A 14,846-nucleotide genomic window follows, 5' to 3' on the forward strand; every position below is an offset into this window, starting at 1 on the left:
ATCGAGAGCTGCACATGACCATCGCTCAATTCGACGACCTGAGTGGTGCCAAACACAGCGGCGCTGTGCCGGTTCCGTATCTTTTTTCAAGCCTACCGGTTTCGGGGATGGCTGCGCGCCTTGCGTTCATTGCCCCGTTTGTAGTTGCCGGTAACGCGGGCCATTTCCTGCTGTTGGCCCTCGAAATCCAGACCATTCATGTCTTGCAAAAACCATTCCGCCTTGTCGCCCCGAAGAGTCGTCGCGCGCCGACCGTAATGATTGATCACCACATCGCCATTCTTCGCGAACCTGAAGGTAAAACCAAGATTGCCCATTTCGCTCTCGTCGTATAGTTGCTCTGGGTGTCTGACGTCTGCGCTCGCCGGACAGGTTTTGGACTTGGATTAACAGGAAATCCGGAACATCGAAATATGCCGCTGGCAAGTTAGTCAGGGGCATTAAGCGCCAGACACGCAGACACTACTCTTCTGAAGAACAGATTCGGATTGCCCTGGCCGGTCTGCGGGGCGAAGTGCGCATTGCTTCGCTGGGGAAAGTGGTGAATGCCGCGTGTGGGCTGAACGACTTTACTCGACTGGTCTAGAGTTCCCGCTCTTGAACAATAAATGCGCATGACTTTGTGTGGTCGACAAAATTGGCCTCGTCTTGCAGCAACTCTGCGCCTAGCTCTTGCATTTCAGTGGTGCCCATCGCCTCCATCAGATCTTCTTCAGAAGAGAACCAGACCTCAGCCACACCGTCAAATTCCGGTTGCATGCTTCTGGACTCTCGCATCGCGTCATTCAGAGGGCTGTCAATTGTATGGCTTTATACATACCGCTTAGAGCGCAGTACCGTAGCGTTCTTTTGAAAAAATGGCCCGTGCTTGTTCAGCCAATAATCCTGGAACTCTTCTCGGCTCATGTCCGATCGGCGGTGCAAACACATGATCAGTTTAATCATCGGGAATATCTCATTTTGATGCTCAGATGCTCTAAGTATGAGCGGAAATTCTGAAAGGTCCAATGGCCAACCACTACGCAGGCATGAAGATAGATTGCTACGCTATCCGCGCCGCGGAGGTGGTTGATGGCAGAAATTGTGATATCAAGATTTAACACTGTTTTGGAGCGCCAATTGAAGGCAGACCTCAGCGAAAACGCCCTTGAAGCAACCGACTTTCTGAAGGCCATGGCGCATGATGGTCGTCTGCAGATATTGTGTCTGCTTCTCACCGGTGAGAAATCTGTTGGTGAAATTCAGGACATGTTCTCCATGCGCCAGGCCGCTGCCTCGCAACAACTGTCCCGTCTGCGCCTTTCTGGGTTGATCGATGCAAGGCGCGATGGGAAGAACATTTACTACAGGATCACCAATCAAAGAGTATCAGCGGTGGTTGCTGTGTTGTATGAACTGTTTTGTGACGATGTGGGTGATGCGTGAGAGGTTAAAATGGATAACATACTCATCTTTTTCACCACTGTGCCACGACACCACTTTGAACAGAGATCTGTCGTATCCAAGCTGCCATCGGTGCCATTCACGTAACTTCACCGCTTTAGCCTGCTGGATTGGCCTCAATCCTCTTTTCTAAGCCGCTCTGCCATCTCTGTGAATCCACGTAGCTCGGCGTGTTCGAGTGGTGTAGTGTCATTACGATCGGCAAGCGATCTGTCAGCGCCCGCTGCCAACAACGCATCCAGAACTGCAAGATGATCCGGGCCGCCGTCACCAAGCACAACGGCTTCGATAACCGCTGTCCAGTGCAGATTGTTCACATGGTCCAGAGGCGCGCCAGCGGCAATCAGCCGTCTGACAATCTCAACATGACCGAGATGCGCGGCCGCGATCAGTGCCGTTCCTTCATAAGGGCTGGTCGTTAGGCCTGGATCGTTGCCCAATTTGATTGCGAGCGTCATCAATTCCGCATCATTTGCAACGGTCGCAATCGTGACAACGTCGTAGGCCTGATCTTCGAATGCGTTCATGTCGGCGCCAGCCTCAGCCAGTGCACTCAATGCCTCGTCCTCGGAAGCAAAGGCAGCCACATGGGCTGGTGTGCGACCCCGCGAGTCCCGCGCGTTGACGTTTGCCCCTGCCGTAACGAGTTGCCGGATCATTTCTTCGTTGCCGGTGTGAGCGGCTGCGAAGAGACCGTCGTATTGCGCGACCTCATCAGCCGAAGGCGGTGTCTGCGCCGTGCCTGCGCTGGCGGCAAGACCCATCACGAAAGCAAATAGTAGAAAACGAAACATGGCCGATCCTATTACCTACATATTGGTCAGCTATAGTAGTAGCGGATGCACTCGATGTCATTTTCGATTCAGGATCAGAATCCTTTCACGGGAATTGATTTCGCAATGTCATTGGACAGACAGGCTGAGTTTGTCGACAATCGCGTCATGGAACTGACGGCAACCACACCTGTCCACCTGATCCATGTGGACCCGGACGTCAACATGGCGCGGTTCTATGGAATAGAGTTGCAGCCTACGCTGTTTGGGGAAGTGTCCATCCTTCGTACTTGGGGACGTATCGGGACAAACGGGCAAGCCATGATGGTGACATATGATGACGAAGCCCAGGCCAGTGAAGCGCTCCATAAACTTGAGAAGCAAAAGCGTCGTCGAGGGTATGTTCCCGTCGGTGGTTAGTACCAACCGCCAGCGATCGTAGATCTTTCACACTCAACGCGGTTGAGCGATCTATTCTTTGGCCACCCGGCCAGAATGGACATGATCACCGAGGTTTTCCAGCTCGTCCTGGCACGCTTCTGAAATCCCCTCTGGCAAATTGTATGCTTCGATATCCGCTTCGATCTTTCTCAAGTCAGATTCCAGTCCCATGGATTGGAAATCATCGACTTCTCGAAGGCGGTAAATCAAACGTTCAATGAGCAAACGATGGGCAAGCATCCTGCCCAGCAACTCGCGAATTAATGGCTCTTGCATGCATCAGTTCTCCTCAATCCGCGCAGTAGGCACAATCGGATTTCCGGGGTCAATCGCGGAACTTACTTGATGGGAACCAGCGAAGATCGGAGCCCGACGTTCTGTTCGTAGCCAGAAAGCGGGATGCGACTTTAGTCCCTGGCAAATCCCGAGCCTGTCGTCTCGTGAGCGGACTCTAGGTTCCAGCCGACGTATCGGCTTCCACCCAGAACACCCCGGCATGATCTCCCTGAGCCATTAGCCCCTGAACCGTCTCTTGCGAGCCGGGGCAGGGGCTTTGGGTCATGGTCGCTCCATGCCGTGGTGATCTGCCCGTTCGGGTTTCGATCCCTTTTGCGCTCCCGCAGGATCGAAAATCCTTTGGCTTCTTTTGGTGGTCAGGCGGGATTTGGACAAGCCAAACGCCCCCCGACGTCAGGGGGAAGGCGCGGCCTCCCCCCTCGGACAAGACAAATAGACAAGACCGTGTCCTCGCGCGTTGCGCTGCGGGCCGCACCACTCTTGTCGATTTGTCCTGTCTCGCCCCTCTCCGCGTTCGCCACGGGGCAGGTTTTAGAGACGACGCCCTTTCAGGGCTCGGCTCAAAACCAGCACCAAAGGGAACCAGCCCCGGAGGTCGCATCACAAAGGAGAGACGGTTTTGAATCTTGAGACGACAAAAGACATCGAGAATGACACCAGCCTTCAGGCGGCAGAGATTGCAACTCAGAATGACCTGTTCCGGAAAGCTCTGATTGATCCGACTGCGGCGATTGAGATGCACTCCAAGGGCATTCAGGGACAGATGTTCGTCACGCCGGGCATGTCGGGCGAAGGAGTGGATTTCCAGACGGCGGCTTTGGCAGCCGTGGCGTCAGATGATCAGTTTGACGAAGGCAATGACCCCTATGGCGATCACACATTCGGAACGGTGACGGTCAGCGGTCAGAAGCTGTTTTGGAAAATCGATCTTTACGACGCGGATTACACGTACGGGTCCGACCGCCCGTTTGATCCCGCAGTGACACGCCGTGTCCTGACCATCATGTGCCCCAGCGAATATTGAGACCAGCCCTGTCCCAACGGGGCGGGGTCTGCATGCGCAACCAGCGCAAGAAAGGAGGTGAAATCATGCCTGCAAAGATCATCGAACTGCGAACACGTGAAGCTGTGGAATTGCTCAAGAAGGGAGGCCTGTCAGCCAACATCGCGCTCCGCTTCTTGAAACAACACGCAGCCGCCTAAGCGGCCCCGCTCTACCCCGGAAGGGGTAGGGCACCCTTAACACAAAGCGAAACACTCAAACAAGGATTTGCCCCATGAGCAAAGTCGAAACATTCACCGCACCGGAAACCATTGAAACCATCGCCCTGTCCGATCTCTACCTGTCCGACTTGAACCCACGACAGGACGTTGCCGAAGAAGGTATCGCCCTGCTGGCTGACAGTCTGGTCATGTGCGGTCTGATCCAGAACCTCAGCGGTTTGCGGGATACAGATGGCAAAGTCGCCATCGTGGCCGGTGGTCGCCGCTTGCGGGCTCTGAACATCGCCGTGACCGAACGTGCTGATCTGGCACAGGTTCCCGTGAAGGTCACGGACAATCCCTTTGTGGCCGAGCAATGGGCCAATGCAGAGAACACCGCGCGTGAAGAACTGGACCCGGTGGACGAGGTCCGTGCCTATGGCAAGATGGCGGAGAAATCCCTGTCTGTTGCCAAGATCAACAATGCATTTGGCGTAACGGAAGCGCATGTGCGCCGCCGTCTTGCGCTGGCTGGTCTGCCCACCGCCGTATTGGACGCGCTCAAGGCGGGTGAAATCAGCATGGGTCTGGCCAAGGCCATGACCGTCAGCACTGAGGAAGAGAAAATTCTGGAGGTGTTGGAACAGGCCAAGGAGTGCCGGTGGTTCAGTGAGCATGATGTCAAACAGGCGCTGACGTCCGAAGCTGTCAGCAGCACCAACCGCAAGGCGGTGTTTGTCGGGCAGGAAGCCTATGTTGGAGCAGGCGGCACCGTCACCGCTGATCTCTTTGCCGATGAAACCCTGTTCAATGACGGCGCGCTACTGGATCATCTGTTTGCCGAGAAACTGGCGGCAGAAGCAGCGAAGCTGCGCGAGGCGGAAGGTTGGGACTGGGTGGACACCCATGACGAAAGCTACATTCCCTATGGGTTTTCGGGCATCGAAGGCATGCACCGTCTGGAGATGGTGAGCCGGGAGTTCACCGAAGAACAGGCTGAACGGTATGACGAACTTGCCGAACTCTATGAGGGTGAGGCTCTGGACGAGGCCGGCGAAAAAGAGCTGGCCGCGCTTGAGGACTATACGGCGCCGTTCTATTCCGACGCGCAGCGCGAGCTGTCCGGCGTGTTTGTCTATGTCGGCAACGATGGCGAGATCAAAACATCATCGGCCTATGTCGCGGCAGAACATGTGCAGACCGCCATTGAAGCCGGTGTTCTGGACCCGGTCAAAGAACCAGAGGCCGTAGAGACACCAAAACCGGCCTATTCGCAGAAGTTCATCGACGACATGGTGGCGATCCGGCTGGCGGCGGTCCAGACAGCGCTGCTGGACAAGCCTGATTATGTGTTGAGCCTGTTTGCCTTCTCCGCAACCCCGGCGTCTGGTCTGACCAGCAACCTGTTCGGGTTTGGCTATGGCGGCGCTGAGCGGAACGCGCCGGAAATCGACGACCAGTTCATCCTCGACCCGCGCCTTGGCGGGGAACGGGATGAGGCGGCAGAGGCAGCCTATGACCAGTTCCAGGAGATGGCCGCACAAAGCAGCGTGGAGGCGTTCAAAGCGTTTCGCGAATTTGGCAAGAAGACCCGCAATGGAGAGATCACGAGTTTTCTGGCCCGGCGGTTCCTGACCCAACGCCCGGAGTTCATGGCGGAGATCGAGGCTGAGATTGGCGCGGACATCCGCGCGATCTGGAACCCATCAGCAGAGAATTGCTTCAAACGGTTGAAAGGCTGGCAGCTGGATGATCTCTACAAGGACCTGCTGGACCTGCATGACGAAACCGACATGTTCAAAGCTTTCGCGAAATCCAAGAAAGGCGCGAAGAACGAGGCGCTGCACAAGCTGTTCAATGACAAAGATCATCAGGATGCACTGGGCGTGACCGAGGCACAGAAAGCCCGGATCGATGCTTGGGTGCCGGATTGCTTCTGAACCTAACAGGGTAGGGCGCGTTGTGCCCTGCCTATCAATCTCTGGCTGTGTCAGCCTCAATGATGAAAGCTCAAAGTGGCATTGCGCAAACACACCGTCGCGCATAGCTATCAGAGGTCGGTCACCCGGCTTATTTTCAATAGCAATCACCTGATCAGAACGGATTTGGATAGACCCATGGACACGTCATTAAACAAGCTTGAGAAAGCCGCTCACCGCGTCTGGAAATCCGCGCAGATGTTTGTCGGGTTTCATACGGACCAGAAGGGCAAGCCACGTGAACAGCCAAAGCTCTGGCCGCCAAAGAACGGAAGCGCATCAATCCATGGTGACCCCAGCGCGCAAGAAGCCATCGTCGTAGTCAAAGCTGCTGATCCGGAAGCCACACACGATGTGCAAATCAAGCTGCACCCAAACCGTATTGTTGTGCGGCGAGATGCAGATATGTGGTGGCAAGGTGTGGCTGTGGATGAGCATTCCGTGACAGTCCGAATGGCCGACAACACGATCATCGAAATCCGCCATGACGGGTCGGTGAAACGGCGCTCGACGGAAGTTGAAACCCATGTTGAAGCCGATGGCAGCATCTTCAAGTTCACGGAATTTGCCGAGGCACATATGACGGGTGACGGGGTGGAGATAACCCGGCGCACCGAGGATCGCATTGCCACGATCACAGCCGACGGTGTTGTCGATCGCGCGCGCAGGCGTTAGCCTGTATCAAATACCTCGAGACTTTCCTTTGGTTAAACTTGTGGCCCGCTTCGGTGGGCCTTTTTCTTGCGGGAAAGATTGTCAGGAGAGGCGTGCCGAGGTCGCCTCTATTCCCTCCATATGCCGTTCCAAACCCATGTTGACTGTTCTCGCCAACCTAGCCAATGTCGCGCGTTCGTATCGATGCGTCTGCCTCAGCGCAGATGTGTTGGGGCCGATGCAAACCCACAAGGAAACGCAAGCAACATGACTGATGATTGGAACGACTATGCCGATGGTTGGGACGACAATAGCGACGTCAGACGCTATGCGGATCGCGCTTTCGCCACGCTGGACGAGCACCTGGATATTCGTGGGAAGAATTGGCGATCAAAACGCGTGCTCGACTTTGGATGCGGCACCGGATTGCTGGCGGAGAAAATTGCACCGTATGTGAAGGAAATTGTCGCAGTCGATACCTCTGAGAATATGATTGCCGTCCTGCAGGAAAAGCAGCTGCATAATGTTAGAGCGGTTCATGGAGATATTTTGGCTGGAGATGTTCCGGGGCTAGAGAACGAGATTTCAGGTTTCGATTTGATCTGCACTTCTTCCGTTTGCGCCTTTCTTCCAGATTACTGTGGCGCTGTGGCAGTGCTGGCGGGTTTGCTCAACAAGGGTGGACATTTCGTGCAGTGGGATTGGCAGGCGTCAGATGATGACGGTTTCGGATTGACGCTGAATCAAATGAAAACCGCGCTGGAGGCGGCACGGCTTGGCTCCCTTCGGGTTGAACGGATATTCGAGTTCAAATCTGATGAGCAGGTCATGCCTGTTCTGATTGGAGCGGGGGTTCGAAACACGGAGTGATCTAGTGTTTGGATGAGTGAACAACCATTGCGTCCGATTACCTGACCTTTGGTATGGCTCGGGCATCAAAGTTCAACTTAGAGATTTAGCGCCGGTTATTGGTCAGACTCCGCCATTTCAAATTGAGTCCGGCTGATCACCTGCTCCGCACGTGCGCGGATCAGGGCCGGGCCGTCCGATCTTTGGCCTCCGCCAGTAGGAATGGGTGACTTTTGCCACCGGTGCTCCCCCCTCCTTTGCGACGAAGGTCATACCGATCCGGAAAGGCCACGACCACTTGTTAGTAGGTATGCGCCTCTGATGGATCGAGGTGATGTTGCCGCCACTTACCACATCGCATTGCACAGATGTTCCGCGCGCAGCATTCCCAGAACGTCCTTCCTTTAACTAGGTCTGACTGTTTCAACCTCGTTGCCGGAGAAGATCCTCGGCTGCCGTGTTTCTGAAGGGATGAACATAAGCGGGCAGTCGGGGAAGACGCCCGGTGCCCGACCGGGGCACCGGGCTTCAACGGGGAATTTCCCCTGCGCCTGCGGCGCATTCCGCGCGGATCAAATTCCCTGCTGACATCCCCTTGATGCCCGCTTTTCCCATGTTCATCGAAACACGCCATAGCGAGGATCAAACAATGGCAACTCAAACTCTAAAACTGAACGTCAAGACCGGTGAAAAAGAAGGCAAAAACTTCTGGGATCGGTGCGGGGTGCTCTTCGTCAACACCGATGAGGCCGGCAACATCACCTCGATCCAGGTCCGGCACAGCATGTTCCCCGGCGTCGAGATGGTGGCCTTCCCAAAGCGGAGCGATGACGAGCCCGTCACCGATTGACGAGAGGGCAGGGCGGCGCAAGCCGCCCTTTCCCGTGCTCCGGCTAGAGGCCGGACCACATTTGCGCCACACGTGGAGCGCGGCCTAACGGCTGGGCAGGGGCTCCGTCCGGCCGCAACGCGGCAGTTTGCACCCCTGCCACACCCGCCGCGCAATCGGCAGGAAACAGAGCGCGCTGAGGCGCGCAGAAAATGTCATACTGAACTTGAACGTGCCGAAATGTGACGGGCGCTGTTCGGGCAGCCCCCGCTTCGCGTGATTGCCCTGCGCCGGTCCACCGGCACCCGCGCCTGTTGGTTGGAAAAGGGGCGGGACCCTTTTTCCGGCGTGGAGATTGCCTCCAAGAGCAAAACTGTTCCGGGGGCAATTTGAGAAAATGCGGATTTCTAAAATCACCCCCGGTTTCCTCTTGGAGTGTATGACAGGATAAGGTAGTTGTGTTACAAAATGATTCAACCAAGAGTTGATAGCTGATTGAGCAAGTTTTGAGCGAGAGCAGGGCTAAAGAAACCACCGTTTTTTCCGTGCGTTTGCCAGTGGATGCGATGGAGCGTTTGGAGGCGGCAGTGACCGCGCTCGGGGCGAAGAGCCGCAACCAGATCATCCAGCGATTGATCTATCGGCTGATTGGTTATCTCGATCCTGACCCGGCTGTTGTGGATCTCTGGCAGAAACACTTGCGGCAGGTTCAGGGGGGTTACACGAACCTGAATCAGCTTGCGAAATCGGCCAAGCGCGGCTCGGTGATCTGGACGGATGATGATCGGCGCGACGTCGAAAATCTCCATCGTGCGATCATCCAGCAGCGCCAGGATCTGAAGGCGTTGATCACAGCGGCGCGTAGGAACCGGGAGCCGGAGGCCGCCATTCGGAGGATCCTGCGTGAGGAAAAGGGGGGTGTCGGTACATGACCACGGCAGCCCTTGATCTCACTGCAGCTGACCTGTTCGAGATTGCTTTCCGGGAAGCCCAGAAGGGGATCGATCAATCTCGGCGGATCGATGTTCAGCTGCAAACTGCCAGGCGAATGAAGTTCCTGATCTCGCGCGCGTCGTCGGTCAAAGCCCGGCTTGGGGCCGTGTTTGGCAAGCCGGAGGCGGTTGTCAAAATAGTAAGAAAGGGTGGGGTGAAAAACGCGCAGGAACTGCGTCGTCAGATCAATTACCTGACCGTTCGGGCTGAAGGTGTTCTGGACATCCGGGACAATGGGGTGACGCCACTCGATGCGGATCAGGTGGGTGATCTCATCGAGAGCTGGGCGGATGGGTTCTCAGGCAAAACCAACTATGGGTATACCCGTCATATGATCGTGTCCTTTCCGGAAGGGACCTATGCGGATGCGGCTCATGAGGCAGGTCTTGAGTTTGCAGAACGCGTCTTCAGCAGCGGAGAGTTTGGTGACACCTGGGATTACCTGACAGTGTTCCACAACGACACTGAGAACCCTCATGTCCATCTAGTTGTGAACTGCCGAGGTGTGGATCATGGGCACTGGCTCAAGACCGGCATGACCAGCGAAATGAATATCGACCGGCTGCGGTCGATCCAGGTCGAGGTGGCAGAACAGTTTGGAATTGAACTAGCCGCCACCACCCGTCTGGAACGTGGCTTGCGTCAGGAAGTGGAGACCGACACCTGGAAGGTTCAGGCCGGGATGTCGGTGGTCGAGACCACGCCGGACGTCGAAGCAAAAGCCCGCGATGCAGCGGGCGATGTGATGGCCCTGTCTATCGCCCGTATGTCTGATCTCTTTGATGCGCGCGCCAACGCCGTCAAAGAGAAGATTGAAGAGTTTGCCATCCAACTCATAGAAGGAGACGCCCCTGTGGTCTCAAGACTGGAATATCTGCTGAACCAGGCCAATCATTTTGACGACTATGGTGATCCGGGAGGTCCGAGTTATGTATCCCGACCGGTCATGGATGCCTTGGAGCAGCACCGTCGTTCGGGAGCCGACTTGGAAGCGATCGGTCCCGATCTGAAGACCCAGGTCATCGCCCATATCAATGACGTTCGGAATGATGAGCAAAGCTATCCGCATTTGTCCGCACTTGCGGATATCGTGGGCGACAGCGATTTCCAGACATCCGATGACTATGTCACGGCATCCAGCCGCTATGTCCGCTACATGCAGGACCATCTGGGCGAAGATGCCTTTGTTACATTGCAGGAGCAGACGGCAGACATCCTCAAGTCCATCGACAACATGGAAGGTCTTGCGCGGGAGGTCGAAGACCCCGGGCTGCGCGCCGCGATGGATGTTCAGATCGGCGAGCTGAAAGGGGAGGTTGCAGATCTACGCCCTTACGATCCGGATCTACAGGCCTTCACCATCGAGGACAGCAGGTACACCACACCCATGAGCGCGGCCCAGCTGGATGCATTGGACCCGACCGAAGCCGAGAAATGGCTGGCTGTGAGGGAGGAGATCGTCGGCTCCGCAAATCGCATCGGGCTTGATGGCAATGCGTTCCTGGCCCGGTACAACGACCATGAAAACGTAACGCTTGGCACGACGATGACATGGCGTGCGGCGGATATCTCAACCGCGGCGGCTCATCTCCGCAACCGAGGGGTGCCGGATAGCTATCAACATGCCGAAGCCGTTGTTGGTGAGCTGCACCAGATTGCGTCGAGCAGGATTGCTGAGGTTGTGCAGGAGATTGTTCATACGCGAGAGCAGGTTGCCCACACCCGTGAGGATGATGGGCATAGTTTGTAGAATAGCTCGTGTATCGTGGATGCGAGGAATGCCGTGTTGTTCTGATGGGCGTTCACGATCGCGTTGCCCTCTCGTTGCTCTTGTGAGAATGGCACCATGTGATTGTCTCACCTGCAACAACATATCCGCCGCCACTCGCGCGGCGAAGAGACTGTTGTCAGAGATTGTGATATCAAGATGAATTACTGTTCCCGGAGCGCCACTTGAAGTCAGACCTCAGCGAAAACGCCCTTCAAGCGACTGATTTTCTGAAAGCGATGGCGCATGACGGCCGTCTGCAGATTTTGTGTTTGCTTCTCACTGGCGAGAAATCGGTCAGCGAAATTCAGGACATGTTCTCCATGCGGCAGGCTGCAGCCTCGCAGCAGCTGTCCCGGCTCCGCCTTGCAGGGTTGATCGAGGCTAGGCGCGACGGGAAGAACATTTACTACAGGATTGCCGATCAAAGAGTTTCAGCGATTGTGGCGGTATTGTATGAACTGTTTTGTGAAGATGTGGGTGATTACGTGAGAGGTTCAAAATCGAGAACATAACTTCATTTCAGGATCGGAAGCGACAGGCTGAGCTGGCGGTGATGGACTGTGCAGCGATCGAAGCCGGACGCAAGTTGATTGAAAGTGCGGTAATCAAGCCCGCCAGCACCTCAGCCGAAAAAACCGGGTCGGTTCCTGGAGTGGCTCTGGAGATCAGTGAACGCGTCACGGCTATTCGAAGGCTGCTGGAAGGGAGGGTTCCTGACTGCGTCTGAGCGATCTCAAACCGGCGAGCTCCTGCAATAAAGCTGAGCCGCACCGGTGTGAACGGGGTTTTGGCTGAATTAGTCGCCCAGGAATGTTGCTACGGTTTCTTTCAACGCATCCCAGTCAGTGAACTCTTTTACGCCATCCTGTGGGTCGAATTTCCGGCCTAGTAAGACAACGTGTTGAACGATCTCCTTTTCAAAATACCCGTAATTATCAGGTTTCACGGCCCCCGCGACCAGAGCAGTTGCGTCCGGTTCAAATTCTGTCCGCATCAGCATTTCGGTGAGATAGTCCCGCGCGTCTTCCTGGCCCTTCTGAAACGCTGCCTTAAGGCTGACAGAAAGCACAAGTGATTTTCGCATGGAAAATGCGCCCTTGTTCCTTTCTAAAAACGTCTCGAACGGTTTGGGGTGTCGGCGTTCATGGACGGGAGCCGCCAGGATGACGTGATCCACATCTTCCAGAGACAACAGACTTGTTTGATCGCTGGTGTTGATCAGCTTTGTTTCGTGGCCGGCGTCTCGTATGATGTCGTTGATAAAACGAGCAATCTTTGCCGTCTGGCCTTCAACGGTACCGTAGGCAATAAGCACTGTCATTCCGATCCTCCCGCAAATCGGTCTGAAAAGCGCACCAACTATGCCGAAGCTTTTCGCCTTTGCACTTGATCTCAATCAAAATGCCTGACTCACCAAGCTGGTTGAGCATGGGCGCGACGTCGTTTGGCTGGCTCACGCTGTCCTGGAAAGCGCAATGGCTATCGATAGCCAGAAACCAGTGCGTATGGTCATTGCACCGACGGTTCGCCATTCAAATGGCGTTCCACCAAGAGCCATTATTATCAGGACAACGAATACCAATAGTGTTGATAAGCCAATCAACCAGGCAATTCGATGTGCCCAGATTTTGGATTTATAAAGTGCGAATGCGCCAAGCAAATAGACGAAACCAGCCAGGAAATTGAACCAAAGCACCAATGGCACTGCATCTCCAACTGCTGCTTTAGCAGCGGCACCTCCAAACAGAGCCGTGCCTCCCGAAAATATGGTCAGGAGACCGAAGAAGGCTGCTGCAATTGCTATTGGACGAACCCAGGATGGAGAGGAAGACATCATTGCTATTCTCAGGATTAGATTGAGCGTTGTCACGCAAGCAACTTAAACGTTCGACCCAATGCCGGCTTGATCAATATCAATGCGTACGTGCCGAGGCATGGAGTTGTCCGAATTAGATTTGGCCATCAATGGGATGATCCGCCAAAAGCGAACCTTTGTCTGACACCAGATCGCGGGCAGGAATGCGGGACTTTCCCGCCATTGGCCCGCTTGCGCCGGAGGGCCGGAGACAGCCCAAAACGGACATTCACAATTAGACTTTGCAATTCCCGAGAAGCGTAACAGATCAACCATTTGCTCGCGCCGCGAGTGCTTGCGCAGCATCAGTTCACAGGAGCGGCACGAATGTCGCTGCGTTGCTGCTGATGACGTCAGGCCAGTCATTCATAGCCACGAGGAAACCTTGATCACGTACCGCTCTTTCGCCGCACTCAGGCTCGACAAGAGAGACGCGGACTTAAGCTGCCATTCGCTGCTGGTCCGACCCCAAAACCCTACAACAACCGATTAATGCCAAGTAACTTCTTTCGGCGGTTCACCAGGCTACTTGGTCACGTGCTTGTTTCAAAACCACCTGCCTTGGCAGAACTAGCGTTGCGACGAGGGAAACTTCCTTGACTCTATTCTGGCTAAGGACCACAAACGTGCATTGGTAAAAATTACTCGTCGCCGCGATGCTGCCGGCTTCGATGATCCAATGGCCTTCAGACTAACTGTAGCATGTGCCCCAGCGTAGGAACGGGTTTCGCTGGGGTCTTCGCTATGAGCTCGTTCCTCGCAAGCATTCGCAACGGTCACCTGACATGCTCCAGTCATCGCGTGACCCATCAAAGAAGGCGCCGTATGAACAGAACATGGCTCATAAATCGCGTGCGCGATGCCGGATAGATCAGGTCTCAGGCTCCGTTTCAATCTGTCACTCATCGTGTTTACGCGCTGCATTCTTTGTTTGATCCCGACACTCTTAGTGTTGCTCTCAGGAACGCAGCTTCCTGCCCAAGTTGCAGGAAATGCCGAAGGATCGGTTTGTGACGAAGGTTTCGAAAACAAGAACGGATCCTGCCAAAGAACAGACGTACCAGAAAACGCATATTTGACGGGTAGCTCCTACGGCAGCGGCTGGGAATGCAATCACGGTTTTCAGAATGTCGGAGAACTTTGTGAGGAGATAAGTGTTCCTGAAAATGCCTATCTTGCATCAACCGGAGATCAGTGGGAGTGCAATCGGCTGTTCCAGCGTGTCGGCGCAGAATGTGAAGAAGTGATTGCACCTCAAAATGGATACGTCGAAACCCGGTTTGGCGCGCAGGAAATACACTGTGACTGGGGATTTCGTAAGGAGGGCCAGGATTGTGTTTCGATTAATGTCCCGAGCAATGGCCGCCTGACTGACAAAAACAGCGCGGATGGTTGGGTGTGCCTCAGAGGTTACAGAGCAACGGAGAGCGGTTGTGATCCTGTAGCTGTTCCACAGCATGCATATCTTGCACCTGAAACTTATTCCGGATGGAAATGCGAACGTGGTTTTCGCGCAAACCGGGACAGGTGCGTTGCGATCCTTGTCCCTTCAAATGCTCACTTAAATCGAAGAGGTGATGGTTGGGAATGCAATCGGCCGTTCACACGACAGAACGATACGTGCACCGAAAATGTGCCGCGACAATAGGTTGGTGGAAATCAATCTCGCCCGACATATCCGGAAGGACCAAGCCGTGAACCACAACTCGATAGACGAAAACTTGGGCAAAATGCTCAAAGCCGAAAAGGCTCATCGCAG

At 55.0% G+C, this 14,846-nt stretch carries 17 protein-coding genes; 12 read left to right on the forward strand and 5 right to left on the reverse strand.

Translation table 11 applies throughout. The features are described 5' to 3' along the window. The first annotated feature begins 14 nt into the window (after positions 1-14). A complete protein-coding gene (locus ACR0NW_RS21270) occupies positions 15-335 on the forward strand; it encodes a hypothetical protein (protein ID WP_170657417.1) in 321 nt (106 codons plus the stop codon). Between the two features lie 247 nt (positions 336-582). On the opposite strand, the gene ACR0NW_RS21275 is transcribed toward ACR0NW_RS21270, so the two are convergent. Then, a complete protein-coding gene (locus ACR0NW_RS21275; RefSeq protein ID WP_480791902.1) occupies positions 583-801 on the reverse strand; it encodes an EthD domain-containing protein in 219 nt (72 codons plus the stop codon). 270 nt (positions 802-1,071) lie between these two features. On the opposite strand from ACR0NW_RS21275, the gene ACR0NW_RS21280 reads away from it, so the two are divergent. Further along, entirely contained in the window at positions 1,072-1,425 is a 354-nt protein-coding gene (locus ACR0NW_RS21280; RefSeq protein WP_480452678.1) for an ArsR/SmtB family transcription factor, read from the forward strand. 134 nt (positions 1,426-1,559) lie between these two features. Here ACR0NW_RS21280 and ACR0NW_RS21285 read toward each other — a convergent pair whose 3' ends face one another. After that, on the reverse strand, positions 1,560-2,237 hold the full coding sequence (locus ACR0NW_RS21285) for an ankyrin repeat domain-containing protein (protein ID WP_480452676.1): 678 nt from the start codon (positions 2,235-2,237) through the stop codon (positions 1,560-1,562). Between the two features lie 54 nt (positions 2,238-2,291). On the opposite strand from ACR0NW_RS21285, the gene ACR0NW_RS21290 reads away from it, so the two are divergent. After that, complete coding sequence (locus ACR0NW_RS21290) at positions 2,292-2,636, forward strand: WGR domain-containing protein (RefSeq protein ID WP_480452675.1); 345 nt, start codon at positions 2,292-2,294, stop codon at positions 2,634-2,636. Positions 2,637-2,687: 51 nt separating this feature from the next. Here the strand turns inward: ACR0NW_RS21290 and ACR0NW_RS21295 are convergent, their stop codons facing one another. Then, positions 2,688-2,933, reverse strand: coding sequence for a hypothetical protein (locus ACR0NW_RS21295; protein WP_170657409.1), 246 nt, complete (start codon positions 2,931-2,933; stop codon positions 2,688-2,690). A 640-nt stretch (positions 2,934-3,573) separates the two neighbouring features. Here ACR0NW_RS21295 and ACR0NW_RS21300 point away from each other — a divergent pair. The 9 genes from ACR0NW_RS21300 (at position 3,574) to ACR0NW_RS21340 (ending at position 11,744) form a co-directional block, all read left to right on the forward strand. Then, complete coding sequence (locus tag ACR0NW_RS21300) at positions 3,574-3,978, forward strand: DUF3768 domain-containing protein (protein ID WP_480452673.1); 405 nt, start codon at positions 3,574-3,576, stop codon at positions 3,976-3,978. A gap of 32 nt (positions 3,979-4,010) precedes the next feature. Beyond that, positions 4,011-4,157, forward strand: a complete 147-nt coding sequence (locus ACR0NW_RS21305; protein WP_480452671.1) for a hypothetical protein — start codon at positions 4,011-4,013, stop codon at positions 4,155-4,157. A 74-nt stretch (positions 4,158-4,231) separates the two neighbouring features. Beyond that, entirely contained in the window at positions 4,232-6,097 is a 1,866-nt protein-coding gene (locus ACR0NW_RS21310; RefSeq protein WP_480452669.1) for a ParB/RepB/Spo0J family partition protein, read from the forward strand. 177 nt (positions 6,098-6,274) lie between these two features. After that, positions 6,275-6,811, forward strand: coding sequence for a hypothetical protein (locus ACR0NW_RS21315; RefSeq protein ID WP_480452667.1), 537 nt, complete (start codon positions 6,275-6,277; stop codon positions 6,809-6,811). A gap of 246 nt (positions 6,812-7,057) precedes the next feature. Further along, a complete protein-coding gene (locus ACR0NW_RS21320) occupies positions 7,058-7,660 on the forward strand; it encodes a class I SAM-dependent DNA methyltransferase (protein WP_480452665.1) in 603 nt (200 codons plus the stop codon). 484 nt (positions 7,661-8,144) lie between these two features. After that, the gene (locus ACR0NW_RS21325) at positions 8,145-8,489 is read left to right on the forward strand and encodes a hypothetical protein (protein ID WP_480452664.1); all 345 of its coding nucleotides are present in this window, start codon (positions 8,145-8,147) and stop codon (positions 8,487-8,489) included. A gap of 545 nt (positions 8,490-9,034) precedes the next feature. Then, the gene (locus ACR0NW_RS21330; protein WP_480791901.1) at positions 9,035-9,400 is read left to right on the forward strand and encodes a hypothetical protein; all 366 of its coding nucleotides are present in this window, start codon (positions 9,035-9,037) and stop codon (positions 9,398-9,400) included. Continuing rightward, positions 9,397-11,211: a relaxase/mobilization nuclease domain-containing protein gene (locus tag ACR0NW_RS21335; RefSeq protein ID WP_480452661.1), complete on the forward strand. Its 1,815-nt coding sequence runs from the start codon at positions 9,397-9,399 to the stop codon at positions 11,209-11,211. Before ACR0NW_RS21330 ends, ACR0NW_RS21335 begins: the two co-directional genes overlap by 4 nt. A gap of 203 nt (positions 11,212-11,414) precedes the next feature. Then, the gene (locus ACR0NW_RS21340; protein ID WP_480452660.1) at positions 11,415-11,744 is read left to right on the forward strand and encodes an ArsR/SmtB family transcription factor; all 330 of its coding nucleotides are present in this window, start codon (positions 11,415-11,417) and stop codon (positions 11,742-11,744) included. A 284-nt stretch (positions 11,745-12,028) separates the two neighbouring features. On the opposite strand, the gene ACR0NW_RS21345 is transcribed toward ACR0NW_RS21340, so the two are convergent. Next, on the reverse strand, positions 12,029-12,553 hold the full coding sequence (locus ACR0NW_RS21345) for a flavodoxin domain-containing protein (protein WP_480452658.1): 525 nt from the start codon (positions 12,551-12,553) through the stop codon (positions 12,029-12,031). Between the two features lie 132 nt (positions 12,554-12,685). After that, entirely contained in the window at positions 12,686-13,102 is a 417-nt protein-coding gene (locus ACR0NW_RS21350) for a hypothetical protein (RefSeq protein ID WP_480452656.1), read from the reverse strand. Positions 13,103-14,846: the final 1,744 nt, after the last annotated feature.

Source organism: Ruegeria sp. CF5 (genome assembly GCF_056537325.1).

Coding starts and splice junctions, on each gene's coding strand:
- ACR0NW_RS21270 (WP_170657417.1), top strand. CDS start 15: ATGACCATCGCTCAATTCGACGACCTGAGTGGTGCCAAACACAGCGGC.
- ACR0NW_RS21345 (WP_480452658.1), bottom strand. CDS start 12,553: ATGACAGTGCTTATTGCCTACGGTACCGTTGAAGGCCAGACGGCAAAG.
- ACR0NW_RS21310 (WP_480452669.1), top strand. CDS start 4,232: ATGAGCAAAGTCGAAACATTCACCGCACCGGAAACCATTGAAACCATC.
- ACR0NW_RS21335 (WP_480452661.1), top strand. CDS start 9,397: ATGACCACGGCAGCCCTTGATCTCACTGCAGCTGACCTGTTCGAGATT.
- ACR0NW_RS21330 (WP_480791901.1), top strand. CDS start 9,035: ATGGAGCGTTTGGAGGCGGCAGTGACCGCGCTCGGGGCGAAGAGCCGC.
- ACR0NW_RS21305 (WP_480452671.1), top strand. CDS start 4,011: ATGCGCAACCAGCGCAAGAAAGGAGGTGAAATCATGCCTGCAAAGATC.
- ACR0NW_RS21320 (WP_480452665.1), top strand. CDS start 7,058: ATGACTGATGATTGGAACGACTATGCCGATGGTTGGGACGACAATAGC.
- ACR0NW_RS21295 (WP_170657409.1), bottom strand. CDS start 2,933: ATGCAAGAGCCATTAATTCGCGAGTTGCTGGGCAGGATGCTTGCCCAT.
- ACR0NW_RS21315 (WP_480452667.1), top strand. CDS start 6,275: ATGGACACGTCATTAAACAAGCTTGAGAAAGCCGCTCACCGCGTCTGG.
- ACR0NW_RS21290 (WP_480452675.1), top strand. CDS start 2,292: ATGTCATTTTCGATTCAGGATCAGAATCCTTTCACGGGAATTGATTTC.
- ACR0NW_RS21285 (WP_480452676.1), bottom strand. CDS start 2,237: ATGTTTCGTTTTCTACTATTTGCTTTCGTGATGGGTCTTGCCGCCAGC.
- ACR0NW_RS21280 (WP_480452678.1), top strand. CDS start 1,072: ATGGCAGAAATTGTGATATCAAGATTTAACACTGTTTTGGAGCGCCAA.